This is a genomic window from Colwellia sp. 5_MG-2023 (assembly GCF_030547795.1).
In the GTDB taxonomy this organism is placed as follows: domain Bacteria; phylum Pseudomonadota; class Gammaproteobacteria; order Enterobacterales; family Alteromonadaceae; genus Colwellia.
Genome location: NZ_JAUOPW010000009.1, coordinates 67,368 through 81,549 on the forward strand (window position 1 = coordinate 67,368; position 14,182 = coordinate 81,549).

The window sequence follows — 14,182 nt, forward strand, 5'->3', positions numbered from 1 at the left end:
AGTAAAAATGTTACGTTTTACATCTTAGCTGTTTCATTATTTTAGTTAATTTCAGCTTATTCGAATTAATGGTATGAACTCTTCCTCATTACCTAAGGCAAGATGGGCCTATTGCAATAGGCTTTCCAGTGTCATTAAAGGCTTTATAAGTCAAAATAAACTCCTTGTGTCCTAATTGTTCTGACTTACTCATATTACCACTAGCAACACTAATCACTTGATCTAAAATAGTTTCCCCTACTTCAGTAACAGTAGATTTACCTTCAATTATTGATCCTGCATTCACATCCATATCTTCGCTTAAATTATTATATGTTTCAGGATTTGCGCATATTTTTATTACAGGAGATATGGCCGAGCCAACTACAGATCCTCTTCCAGTAGTAAATAAAATTAATAAAGCGCCAGAGGCAATCATTTCAACAATTTCAGCATTATCTGATATATTTGGGAAGCCGAACATTGGATCGCCATCAGGTACCACATCCATAAGAAATAAACCTTTCTTATTAGGAAGCTCGCCTGGTTTAATCAATCCGTTAATCTTTGATGATCCAGATTTTGCATAGGCACCCATTGATTTTTCTTCTTGGGTGGTTAATCCACCTTCAGCGTTCCCAGGTGCAAAACTACCATAGCCCATTTTAGTGTAGTATTTTTCAGCTTTTTCAACACAAGTGATTAGAGCTTTACCTAATTCTGGTGTTTCAGCTCTATCAGCCATAATGTGTTCACAACCAATTAACTCACCGGTCTCCTCAAAAATACAAGTAGCCCCTTTAGCTAATAGCATATCAAAGCAAGCTCCTACGGCTGGATTTGCACTAATTCCGCTAGTTCCGTCTGAACCACCACAAATTGTACCTATAACTAAATCTTCAATGGCTAACTCTGCGCGTTCTGCTGTTGCTATTTCATTTAATATAGCGCTGCCTTTCTCAATTCCTAACTCTATAGTCGTTTTGGTTCCACCACATTTTTGAATGATTAAGGTTTCTACTGGACGTTTACTGTCAATAATAGTTTGTAATAGTTTCTCACGATTAAACCCCTCACAGCCAAGAGAAATTAGTACTACACCACCTACATTAGGGTGTGTACAAAGCTTTTCCATCATCTGTAAAGAATAGTCATTTGGGTAACAACCAGGAAAACCAATAAGTTGTACATCATCATGATCTATTTTGTTAACAATAGTTTTTGCTACATGATGTGCACACTCTACTAAATAAGCAACAATGACAGTATTTCGAATACCTTTACGGCCATCTGATCTTAGAAACCCTTTCATATTACTCTCCAATTACTAATGATTGTCTGGTATGGCTAGGAATGTAATCACTTTTCATATTATGCAAATGCACATGCTCACCGCTTGCTATATCAGAAATAGCAGAGCCAATAGGAACACCGTATCGAATTATCTTTTGACCATTTTTAATCGCTTTCTTAGCTATTTTATGACCAACATCTATTGAAGTAGTTAAGCGGTACTCTAGTTTATCAATACATACGCTTTCTCCTGCTTTTGCTGCTTGACAACAGATAAAAACATTATCTGCATTATTCAGTAAAACAAATTTTGACATGTCTATTTCATCCTCTAAAACTTCAAATTAGGTATTTTTATAGGTATTGCAGTGGTGAAATATATATCCAATACACTAGCTTTTATATATAAAATATTATTTTATGTGTAAAACATAAGTCTTAATGTTAAACAAGTCAACTTTTTTTAATTTTTATTCAATATAATAGTTCATGTTTACACTTACTTTTTAAATTAACATGTTGATAATAGGTAGTATTTAAAAAAACATACCTTTTAAGTGTAAAATTAATTTGCATATATGAAATTATTGTGTGAGTCTATAGTTAGTTTATATACAAAAAATAATTCTAAATGTAAATAAATAGACCTTCCTTAAAGAGAAGGTTAACTTAATGATAACGGGGAGATAAAAATGAAGAGTTCAATAGGTGTTAATAGATTTGCACATAACAAGACTGCGAAGTTAGTCAATTTAGCAATAAAGGGAATGGCGATTACTGCGCTCAGTATGCCGATTATGTTCCAGGCATCTGCTGAAGAGAGTAAAGAAGAAATTGAAAAGATAACTGTGACAGGAATTAGAGGTAGTATAGCTAAAGCTACCGAAGTTAAACGTTCGTTAGATGTGGTCGCTGATGTTATTTCAGCGGAAGATATTGGTAAATTTCCAGATCAAAATTTAGCCGAATCTTTGCAGCGTATTAGTGGCGTACAGATTTCTAGAAATAGAGGTGAAGGTGACGATGTAAGTATCAGGGGCTTAAGCCCAGCATTTACACGTATTCAATTTAATGGCAGAACATTACCATCAGCTACAGGTGGTCGTAGCTTTGACTTTACTATTTTGCCTTCAGATTTTGTAAGTGCATTAGAAGTATATAAAACACCTTCTGCAAACATGGAAGAAGGCGCTCTATCTGGAACAGTTAATGTAAAAACTCCTCGCCCCCTTGATTTAGGTAAAAGTTCGCTCATTGCAAGTGTCAAAGGTATTTATGAAGAAAATTCAGGCAAAACAACACCTGATTTATCTGTGCTATATACCAATGTTAACGATGATAATAGTTTTGGTATAACACTCGGCGCGCATTACGATAAACGGACATTAGAATCTCATTTTTATGAAGCCTTTGGACTAGAGCCTGCCTCTGAATCTGCGAAAGGTTTGGATTATGATTTAAATGGCACTATTGATGGTTCACGATATCAATTTGATCACGCGACAAACTTTGCTCAAGCACAAGAAGATCGTGAACGAACTACTTTTTTAGCAACAGCGCAATGGCGTCCATCTGATAAAGTAGATATATGGTTAGAGGGCTTATATTCAGAATTTGATATTGCTGGCGCTAAAGCGTTGAACTCATTCCGTTGGACTAACGTTGTTGCTGGTGGTTCAGTATATGATAGCCAAATTTCAGGTGATTTAATTGAGAGTTTAGGCGTTATTGGTGTTGATAACCGTAACAATGCCAGAACTTCAGATTCAAACGATACTTTAACCTCTGTGTCTTTAGGCTCTGATTATCAGCTTAGTGATGATTGGCTTATTTCGGGGGAAATTGCTTATGCTAAATCTGAAAATGTTAGTTCGTCACTTTCACATGAAGTCATTGGACGGGCTAATGCAGCTTATGACTTTAGTGATGACTACGCTGGTATACCAACATTAACGTATGCTTCAGGTTACGATCCTTTAGACGGTAATAGCTTTCGCTCACTTGGCTTTAATGGTGCTCTTGACCAACCAATAAGCGATAAGAATATTGATCTTAAAATTGACGTGAAACACAGTATAGAATGGAAAATGGGAGATAGTATTTCTTTTTATAATCTAGAGTTCGGTGCAAAATATAGCTCAAGAGAAAAATTTAATGGCTTTCGCAATATTGGTGTAAGTTCAGAGTCACTGGCTGGCCTTTTAGGTGAAACATTTGATCCAAGTATTGAAGGCGGGAGCTTTAATGCTGCTAACTATATGTCTGTGTATAGCCCAAGTAATTTCTTTGATGGTTATGGTGGCTCTGCCACTTACCCAACACAATGGCTTTCTGCTAATGTAGATACATTGTTATCGCATGTTTCTTTAGCTGAATTAATTGCAGCAGGCACGCTTACAGAAGGTGGTTCAAGCGTAATCGATGTCAAAGAAAATGTATTTTCTGGCTATGCAAAACTTAGCTTTACCAGTGCTGATGATCGACTTAATGGTAATTTTGGTATTCGCGTAGTTTCAACTGATCAAGAGTCAAGTGGTAATATTCCTGACTTTTCAACAGTTAAGTTTGACCAAGGTGGTGCCCAAACTTTTGTAGACACTTCTGAAAGCTCAGTTAGCCGTTCATACACTGAAGTACTGCCAAGCTTTAACTTAGCCTATGACGTTTCTGACGATGTAATGGTTCGATTTGGCGCGGCACGAGTTATGTCTAGACCTGATTTATCGGTATTGTCTCCAGCGACAACGATCAATGTAAACATTAAATCAATTAACTCAAGTAACCCAAATGTAGATGCCTACTTAGCAGATCAACTCGATTTGTCTTTTGAATGGTATTTTGAAGAAGCAGGTATGCTTTCCGTTTCACCATTTGTTAAATTTATTGACTCGTTTGTTGTTTCTTCAACAAACCAAGAAGAGGTAACTTATACCAACTTAGATGGCAGTAATTCAAAAACAGAAACGTTTACACGATTTTTGCCAGATAACGGTAAAGGCTCAGACATGTATGGTTTTGAAGTGAACTGGCAGCAACCACTTGATATTATTGTTGAAGGTCTTGGTTTTATGGCCAACTTTACTGTGGTTCATGCTGATGAAATTCAAACAGCAGAAAATGGTCCACTATTGACCTTAGATGGTTTATCTGAAACAAGTTATAACATGGTTGCCTATTATGAGAACGAAACCTTCGGAGCAAGATTAGCTTATAACTACCGAGATAAATTTGTAAACAATGGTACTAACTATTTTGGTGATGGTTCATTTACTAATGAATATAAACAGTTAGACTTTTCAGCTAGTTACAATGTAACAGAGAATATATCAATTGATTTTGAAGCACTTAACTTAACTAATGAAGTTCAAATACAAACTAACTCATTAGGTGTTAACCGTGGTTTAGAAGATGTTGGCAGTCGTTTCACTCTCGGTGTTAGGGCTTCATTTTAAAGGGAGTTAATCTTTTAATATAGCTCAGGAGATAGCAAGTTCAGCTATCTCCTTTTTCAATTATTATCCAAATTTAATCTTAGGTGTAGTCAATGCGTATTCTTATATCGTTTATTAGTCTCTTTTTATTTTCATGCTCAGGAATGAATGAAAGTTCAGAAAAGGAAAGTAACTCTTCTATTAGCACGACAGAACGCTTAATTGTTTATCCTGAAAGCCAACAGGACAAAAATGGTTTCAGCTTAGATGACGCTCTGGCGAAAGCTAAAATATTATTATCAGCGAAAAAGAATGTTGAAATAAGACTAACTTCTGGCACCTATTACTTAACAAAACCTATTATTCTGGGTCCTGAATTTTCAGGAACCAAAGAACAGCCTTTTATCATCCGTGCAGATGAAAATGCGACGGTAATCTTGAGCGCTGCAAAATTATTAGATGTTAATTGGCAAACTAATAACCAACTGATGAAAGCTCAACTTTCGGTTGATAAAATAGACCAATTATACATTAATGGACAAAAACAAATTAGCGCACGCTTTCCTAATTTTGATTCATCGGTACAAGTGTTTAATGGTTATGCTGCAGATGCCATTTCACCTGAACGTGTCGCCACATGGAAAAATCCTAAAGGTGGTTTTGTTCATGCTCTACACGAAGGACGATGGGGTGGAATGCATTACTTAATCAAAGGGGTTACTAATCAAGGTGAGCTGACCCTTGAAGGTGGTTTCCAAAATAATCGTCAATCACCAATGCATGAAAAATATCGCTATGTAGAGAATATATTTGAAGAGTTAGATGCCCCTGGTGAATGGTATTTCGATCAAAACTTGTCGGTCTTATACTTTTATCCCCCCGCAGATTTAGACTTAAGTAATGCTAGAGTTGAAATATCACAGCTAGATAATTTAATAGAATTACGCGGTAACTCAAAAAATCCAGTAAAACATATTAATATACATGGTTTAACGTTTACCCAAACTAATCAAACATTTATGAAAACTAAAGAGCCACTTTTACGCAGTGATTGGGCTATTTACAGAGGTGGGGCAATATTATTAGAAGGTACAGAAAATATTCATATTTCTAATAATGAATTTAACAATCTAGGCGGAAATGCCATTTTTGTTAGCAACTATAATCGTAATGCTAATATTTCTGGCAATCAGATATTTGATATAGGGGCCAGTGCTATTAGTTTTGTTGGTAATGCCTCTGCCGTTAGATCCCCTAGTTTCGAATACCATGAGTTTGTTGATATTACTAAAATGGATATGAAGCTAGGGCCAAAAAATGAAAACTACCCTTCTCATTCAATTGCTAGTGATAATTTAATTCACGACATTGGTTTAGTTGAGAAACAAGTTGCTGGCGTGCAGCTATCTATGTCATCAGATATTACGGTTAGCCATAACTCGATCTATCGAGTACCACGCTCAGGTATCAATGTAAGTGAAGGAACTTGGGGCGGCCATATTATTGAATATAACGATGTTTTCGATACTGTGTTAGAAACCGGAGATCATGGTGCATTTAATTCATGGGGCAGAGATCGTTTTTGGCATCCAGAACGTGCTGAAATGGATAAATTAGTTAAAGAGCATCCTAATTTATACAAAGCTGACGTACTTAATCCAATTATAATAAGAAACAACCGCTTTCAGTGTGATCACGGTTGGGATATAGATTTAGATGATGGTTCTTCCAACTATAAAATTTACAATAATGTTGCGTTAAGTGGCGGTTTAAAATTGCGTGAAGGCTTTAATCGCACCGTTGAAAACAATATTCTTTTAAATAACTCTTTTCACCCTCATGTATGGTTTGAGAACAGTGATGATACTTTCCGCCACAACATAGTATTAGCAAGCCACAAGCCAATATTAAATAACTATTGGGGGAATGAAGTCGATAAAAACTTTTTTACCACCGAGCAAGCCTTACTAAAAGCTCAAAAATTGGGGCTGGACTCTCATTCAAAATTTGGTGACCCAAAATTTATAGCACCTGAAAAAGGTAATTATCAAGTCAGTAAAAATTCACTAGCGCTAACCGTCGGTTTTACTAACTTTCCTATGGATGAATTTGGTGTAACAAGTGAAAAGTTAAAAGCAAAGGCAGAAAAACCAGAATTCCCTAATTTATATCTCAATGCTAATGATGTCTCTAACTCAGCCGATTTGGAGTTATTTGATGCGACCTTTAAGTCAGTAATGACACTTGGTGAACAGTCAGCTCTAGGTATCCCTGAAATTGCAGGAGCGCTTATTCTAGAAATTGTTCCTAATGGTAAGGCGCATTTAAGCGGATTAAAAAAAGGTGATGTTATTTTACGTGTTATCGATAGTGAGTTTGGTGGTATGGATAAAATTACAACTATTAAAGATTTGTTGACCTCATACCGTTCGCGTAAATGGCGCGGTAACTTAGAGGTGGTGATTATGAGAAATCAACAAGAACAACTTTTAGTTATTAATTTACTCGATTGATATTTTATTTCAGTTTTTTATTAGCAATTATTTAGAGGCAAACATGGTAATCAATAGAATGTTAGTTAAATTTGTTGGCGCTTCACTACTAACAATTTTCAGTATGTCAAGTGCTTACGCACAAAATAGTAAACCTAATATATTATTTATTTTAACCGACGATCAAAGCTTTGATGCTTTAGGTAGTGCAGGCAATCCTGTAATAAAAACACCTAACTTGGATAAATTAGCTGCCCAAGGGACAAAGTTTACACATGTCTATAATCAAGGCTCATGGTCTCCAGCCGTTTGTGCTCCAAGTAGAGCAATGATTAATACAGGACGAAATTTATTTGAAACAGGTATGCAAAACCGAAAAATCCCTCTTAATGCTAGGCCTGATTACCCACTGTGGGGAGAAACATTTAGGAATGCTGGCTATGAAACTTTTATCACGGGCAAGTGGCACATCTCGCGAGACGCATTGCTACGAAGTTTTAGTGTAGGTAAAGCGGTTCATGAAGGCGGTATGACTTATGATCATTATAACGCTGTCATGCTAGATATTAATGATTCTGAAAATAGAGTTTCTGCAACCTACCCATCGAAGAAACATACGAGTGAATTAATTGCTGATGAAGCTGTTAATTTTTTGCAGAAAAATAAAGCAATTCAAGATAAACCTTTCTTAATGTATGTCGCTTTTTTAGCGCCTCATGATACACGACAATCACCAAAAAAATTTCTTGAAATGTATTCCAAAGCATCAATACCGTTGCCAAATTCTTTTAAGCAGCAACACCAATTAGATCAAGGTGATTTTTGGATTAGAGATGAGAAATTACTCAGCATTCCAAGAGACAAAGATAAAACAAAACAATTTATCGGCGAATACTATTCAATGATCACTCATTTGGATGAGCAAATCGGTCGGATACTTGATTCACTTGACTCATCACCTTATGCAGATAATACCCTTATTGTTTTTACTTCTGACCATGGTTTAGCGGTAGGTCGTCATGGATTATTAGGTAAACAAAATCAATATGACCATAGTGTTCGTGCCCCATTTATCATTGCGGGAAAAAAAATTACTAAAGGAAAAACACTTAAAGGTAGTATTTATTTAAATAGTATTTTTCCAACAACAGCTGAATTAGCAGGTATTGAAATTCCTAACACTGTACGAGCACAAAGTTTTGTTCCTTTATTAACAGGTGAACAAGATTCAATGAATAAATATATTTATGGTGCTTACCGTCATTTTCAACGCATGGTTAGAACGGATGATTTAAAATATATTTACTATCCAATGATAAAAGAAACTCAGCTTTTTGATTTACAAAATGATCCTGAAGAATTAATTAATATAGCTACCAATCCCAAGTATTCTAAGCAGCTAGTAGATATGCAGAGTAAGCTTAAGGAATTAATGACAAAATACAATGACCCTGTCGATCTTGATAGTCCAATGAAATCATACAGTGAAGCTGGCTTTAATACTGATGCTTGGTCGCTTCAGTATACAGAATATCATTAACAAGCTAGAAAGGAATCATGTCAGATTAATTTTGTATTAAAGCTAGAGATGATCCTTATTCCTCAAGCTAATGAAGTGCGTTAATTCTTTATTATTTGAATATTTACATTGAAGGAAAATTATATGAGTAAACATACGAGTTCTGAAGTATTAGCTGAATCAGACACTAAACACTCGCTTGTCGCACCTGGGATGTTAATTCCATTTTTAATGATTACTGCTTTATTTCCGCTTTGGGGATTTGCAAATGATGTTACGAACCCTTTAGTTAAAGCGTTTAAAGACATTTTTCTCATATCAAACACGCAAAGCAGTATGGTGCAATTTGCCTTCTATTTAGGTTATGGGATTATGGCTATTCCTGCGGCTATTTTTATCCGAAACTACTCGTATAAAGCTGGAATTCTATTGGGGCTTGTACTATATGCTGCAGGGGCAATATTGTTTATTCCTGCGAGTATGTATATGGAGTTTAACTTTTTTCTCGCAGCGCTTTGTATTTTAACTTGTGGCTTGGCCTTACTTGAAACAACAGCAAACCCTTATGTGTTATCTATGGGACATCCAGATACGGCAACTAAACGTTTAAATTTAGCACAAGCATTTAATCCTATAGGTTCGTTAACAGGAATGTTTGTTGCTTCGACACTAATCCTCAATAAGTTACAAGTTGAAGAGTTTAGAGCAGCAGAGAAAGCCGCTCACCCAGAATATAATGATTTATTGCCATCGGTGGTTGATGGTAAGTTAACCGAAGCATTAAAGAGTTTTTCAGTTGATGACCCCATTGCTCATCAGGCAATGCAAGCTGCAGATTTGGTAACCGTTAGAGGTCCATACGTGGCCATTGCCACTATTGTTACCGTATTGTTTTTTATTTTTTTATTTTATAAATTGCCTAATACCATGTCGCATAAGGCGCCGTTAACCTTGCATGAATTAAAAGCAACCTTTGCGCGTTTATTCAAAAATAAAATATACAGGGAAGGCGTTATTGCTCAAGCTTTTTATGTTGGGTCGCAAATCATGTGTTGGACCTTTATTATTCACTATGGCATGACTGTTGTAGGCTTAACGTCATCACAAGCACAAAACTATAACATTATCGCCATGAGTATATTTTTAGTTAGTCGATTTTTGTGTACTTTCCTTCTTGGCTATATGAAGGCAGCACAATTATTGATGCTACTTGCCATTGGTGGCAGCAGTTTAATTGTTGGTGTGATTTTCTTAAATGGTTTTGCTGGTTTATATTGCTTAATTGGTGTTTCCGCGTGTATGTCGTTAATGTTTCCTACTATTTATGGTCTTGCGCTACAAAATATGGGCGATGATGCAAGCCTAGCTTCTGCCGGTTTAGTGATGGCGATAGTTGGTGGGGCGCTAATGCCACCGTTACAGGCGTCTTTGATTGATGCTGAGCCTTTGATTCAATCTATTCCATCAGTTCAAACTTCATTCATTATGCCTCTGATATGTTTTGTTGTTATCGCTATATTTGGCTATAGAGCCTATTTCATTCATCAACCTAGGAGGTAAAACCACCGATGAATAAACAATATTGTTTAACATTAGAGCTTCAAGATGATGATGAACTTATTAGGTTGTATGAGGTTTATCATCAAGCAGGTAATGTATGGCCTGGAGTTATTAAAAGCATAAGAGATTCTGGCATTAAGCACATGGCTATTTATCGGCAGGGTACTCAGCTTATGATGATATTAGATGTTGATGAGACTTTTAGCTTCGAACAAAAATCACTGAGTGATTTGGGTAATGAGCGAGTTCAAGAATGGGAGTTACTCATGGAGAAATTTCAGAAAATTGAGCAAGGTAACTCTACTAAAAGTAAGTGGAAACTTGTAAATAGAATTTTTTCTTTGGATGAACATTAGTTTTTACTTTACGTGATTTGAATAACAAATTTCATTTCATATATACAAATTTTTTTATTGATTGATTGATTATGAGTTATAATTACAATTAATACAGTTAAGCTACTCAACTACCTTGTTGAAATGGAAGTCAAATGACTGAAAAAAATACCACTAAAGAAACTGGCTCACGCAAGAAACATTATTCAGCTCCGGCACTTGAAAAAGGCTTAGATCTATTAGAATTACTTTCTTATGAAGTTGATGGTCTTAATATCGCAGAAATTACTCGCAGACTCGATAAATCAGTAGGCGAATTATTCAGGATGTTAGCGGTATTAGAGCAACGCGGTTTTATTGAAATGCCAATGGGGAGTGACAGGTATAGATTAACATTAAAAATGTTTAGCTTATCTAATCGCTTTCCTCCAATAAAAAGATTAACGTCTTTAGCTAACCCATTAATGCAAAGTCTTTCATATACTATTGAGCAGTCTTGTCATTTAGTTATTTATTATGAGGGTAAAGGGCATGTTATTGTTCAACAAGACTCTCCATCTACTCGTATTTTTAGTGTTAGGTTAGGAGCTGAGGCGCCTTTAATGAATACCTGTTCAGGTCATTTGCTACTTGCATTTTCTAGTCCTGAAAGAAGAGAGTTGATGCTAAAGAGAATACCTAAAAGTCATCCTAAGCCGAATAAAAAAGCATTAAACAATATAGTGACAAAAATAGCAGAGCAGGGTTTTGAAAAAATTATCAGTGCACAAGCTCAAGGTGTTGAAGATATTGGTTATCCTGTTTTTGATGATACAGGTCAAATAGCTGCTGCACTAGTAGTACCTTTTATTGGTTTTCTTGATGGTTCACGTTTAGTTAGTTCAGATTCAGCTCATGAAAAAATTAAAGCTACTGCGGAAGATATGTCGCGATTGTTAGGTTATTAAGCGGTATTTATCATTTTGAGTATTTAGTTATTAAATTTTATTTTAGTATCTTTTTGCTTAAGCTGATAAAAAGTAGATAACTAATAGTACTCATGTGTGAACTTCAATTTTATAACGGAGATAGCTATTTGCTTGAGTAAAGTTTTGTAAATTACCTGAAAACAACTGCATAGCTTTGTATAGTCACCCAAGTTAAAGAATATGAAATCATTATATTCTTGCAATATTGGGTGTTTACTATGAAAAAAACCATCATTACACGACTTCTATCGGGGTTTGCGATATTTCTATCCGCTTTTATTTTTTTACCACCTGTTAATGCTGCTGAGCAACTTACCGCGACCATTATTGGCTCAGGTTCGCCGATTTATAATGAAAGCCGTGCAAGTGCTAGTACGTTAATTTCAGCAGGTGATACCCATATTTTAGTCGATATGGGAAACGGCACACAGGCTAATTTGAATAAATTAGGTTTTGATGTCCGTAACCTTTCTGCATTAATGTTCACTCATCATCATCTTGATCATAATGAAGAATTTGTACCTATGTTCATCCGTTTGTTATTAGGGCGAGGTGATTTCAACATTGTGGGGCCGCCTAATACTGTTACGCTTACCGAGTCAAATTTAAACTTTTATGAAGAGGATATCTCATACCGCTTAGGTAAAACTAATCGAAAAATTTCAGAGCGTGTAAAAGCCTTTGAAGTGAATGATTTAACCGGTGGGGAATCCTTTAAGATTGGCGATATTCTTGTTACTACGTTGAAGGTACCACATACTATTTATACCCTTGCTTATCGTTTTGACTATCAAGATCAAGCGGTTGTTATTACGGGAGATCTTACTTATTCTGACGAGTTACCAACACTAGCCAAAAATGCCGATTTTATGATTATAGATTCAGGCGGTATGGTAATGAAAGATGGACGTCGTAATACGAATAAAGGCAATAAAGTTAATAAAAATGGTAGTCAAAGTCTTCGTGGTAAAGGGAAACAGTCAACAGAGCGTGCCCATCTTAATTTAGCCGACTCAAGTAGTATGGCAGAGCAAGCGAATGTTAAAAATTTAGTGTATACCCATTTTAATGCTACTACGGTTGATACGGTTGCCAGTTTAAAAGAAATTCAAAAGAATTACCGTGGTAATGTAATTTTTGGTGAAGACTTAATGGTTATACAAGCAGGCATTGTTTCGGTGCCAACTGCACCGTTAATATCAACTTCTAATTTGCCTAAAGTAGATAGCAGCTACGCTATTGTTGATACTGGGCAACGAATTGCTTATAGCAATAATGATATTATTTCATTACCGGCGGATAATGATAAGTTTTTCGGGCAAGATTCAAGTTATATCATTAATGCACCGTCTTATACTGACAATAATGACGGCACTATAACCGATAATGTTACAAGCTTAGTATGGCAAAAAGATATGGGACAGAAACTATCTTTTGAGGAAGCGTTAACAAAAGTTAATGAAGTGAAATTAGGTGGCTATAGCGACTGGCGCATACCTACAATTAAAGAGCTTTATTCGTTAATTCAATTTTCAGGCAGTGTGAAAGGCGAAAAAGCGCTTTATCCTTTTATAGACACAAGATTCTTTACTCAACCTATTGGTGATACAAGTTCGGGCGAACGTGAGATAGACGCGCAAACCTGGTCGAGTACTGAGTATGTTGCTAAAACAATGAAAAATGATGATACGGTTTTTGGTGTTAATTTTGTTGATGGCCGTATTAAAGGTTATCCAAAGTATAACCCACGTAGCAAAGCAGCTAATAAAATGTACTTTAGGTTTGTACGAGCTAATACTGATTACGGCAAAAACAGTTTTGTTGATAATAATGATGGTACGGTATCAGACACTGCAACAACACTAATGTGGCAACAAGCGGATAGTACGCAAGGACTAAACTGGCAAGAGGCACTGGAATATGCACAGCAATCAACGTTAGCTGGTTACAATGATTGGCGTTTACCTAATGCTAAAGAGCTACAAAGTATTGTTGATTATACACGTTCACCAGAAACCTCAAATTCAGCAGCGATAGACCCTATATTTAAGGCTTCATCAATTAAAAATGAAGGTGGTGAGCTAGATTATCCGTACTATTGGAGTTCAACGACTCACCTTGATGGCCCTGTACCAGAATCAGGTGCTGTTTATGTTGCTTTTGGTAAAGCTTTAGGTGAAATGCAAGGTAAAACAATGGACGTTCATGGTGCGGGGTCGCAGCGTAGTGATCCGAAAACGGGCGAGCCAATGTCTAGAGGTCCACAAGGTGACATGATTCGCGTTGAAAACTATGTACGTTTAGTGCGTGGTGGCGAAGTTAGTATTGCAACAGGGGAATTATTAGAAGTAAAAAGTGAATATAACAATCCTAGTTCATTACAAAGCAGTTCATCACTAAGCAATTCTATATCGAAAAACACAGAAAAATCGCTAAATAGTAGCAATAAATTCATTAATCGCTTTGATAAAAATAATGATGATAAGGTTGAATTGTCAGAGTTTAAGGCGGGTGAACAACGCTTTAAGCATTTTGATAAAAATAACGATGGTTTCATCAGCGCAGATGAAGCACCAACCGGACCACCGAAAGGTGATCATTAAAA

9 protein-coding genes are annotated in these 14,182 nt (G+C 36.0%); 7 read left to right on the forward strand and 2 right to left on the reverse strand.

The features are described from left to right. Nucleotides 1–88: 88 nt before the first annotated feature. The gene (locus Q4496_RS08680; RefSeq protein ID WP_303610268.1) at nucleotides 89–1,291 is read right to left on the reverse strand and encodes a UxaA family hydrolase; all 1,203 of its coding nucleotides are present in this window, start codon (nucleotides 1,289–1,291) and stop codon (nucleotides 89–91) included. 1 nt (nucleotide 1,292) lies between these two features. Continuing rightward, nucleotides 1,293–1,589, reverse strand: a complete 297-nt coding sequence (locus Q4496_RS08685; protein WP_303610269.1) for a UxaA family hydrolase — start codon at nucleotides 1,587–1,589, stop codon at nucleotides 1,293–1,295. A 375-nt stretch (nucleotides 1,590–1,964) separates the two neighbouring features. On the opposite strand from Q4496_RS08685, the gene Q4496_RS08690 reads away from it, so the two are divergent. From Q4496_RS08690 to Q4496_RS08720, 7 genes are all read left to right on the forward strand, one after another. Next, nucleotides 1,965–4,724 carry a TonB-dependent receptor gene (locus Q4496_RS08690; protein ID WP_303610270.1) on the forward strand — a complete coding sequence of 920 codons (2,760 nt, stop codon included), beginning with the start codon at nucleotides 1,965–1,967 and terminating at the stop codon, nucleotides 4,722–4,724. Between the two features lie 92 nt (nucleotides 4,725–4,816). Beyond that, nucleotides 4,817–7,216: a PDZ domain-containing protein gene (locus Q4496_RS08695; RefSeq protein WP_303610271.1), complete on the forward strand. Its 2,400-nt coding sequence runs from the start codon at nucleotides 4,817–4,819 to the stop codon at nucleotides 7,214–7,216. 58 nt (nucleotides 7,217–7,274) lie between these two features. Further along, complete coding sequence (locus tag Q4496_RS08700) at nucleotides 7,275–8,735, forward strand: sulfatase-like hydrolase/transferase (RefSeq protein ID WP_303610272.1); 1,461 nt, start codon at nucleotides 7,275–7,277, stop codon at nucleotides 8,733–8,735. A 123-nt stretch (nucleotides 8,736–8,858) separates the two neighbouring features. After that, a complete protein-coding gene (gene fucP, locus Q4496_RS08705) occupies nucleotides 8,859–10,274 on the forward strand; it encodes an L-fucose:H+ symporter permease (protein ID WP_215972807.1) in 1,416 nt (471 codons plus the stop codon). 8 nt (nucleotides 10,275–10,282) lie between these two features. After that, on the forward strand, nucleotides 10,283–10,630 hold the full coding sequence (locus Q4496_RS08710; protein WP_303610273.1) for an L-rhamnose mutarotase: 348 nt from the start codon (nucleotides 10,283–10,285) through the stop codon (nucleotides 10,628–10,630). A 134-nt stretch (nucleotides 10,631–10,764) separates the two neighbouring features. After that, complete coding sequence (locus Q4496_RS08715; RefSeq protein ID WP_215972809.1) at nucleotides 10,765–11,556, forward strand: IclR family transcriptional regulator; 792 nt, start codon at nucleotides 10,765–10,767, stop codon at nucleotides 11,554–11,556. A 239-nt stretch (nucleotides 11,557–11,795) separates the two neighbouring features. Beyond that, nucleotides 11,796–14,180, forward strand: coding sequence for a DUF1566 domain-containing protein (locus Q4496_RS08720; RefSeq protein ID WP_303610274.1), 2,385 nt, complete (start codon nucleotides 11,796–11,798; stop codon nucleotides 14,178–14,180). Nucleotides 14,181–14,182 lie beyond the last annotated feature (2 nt).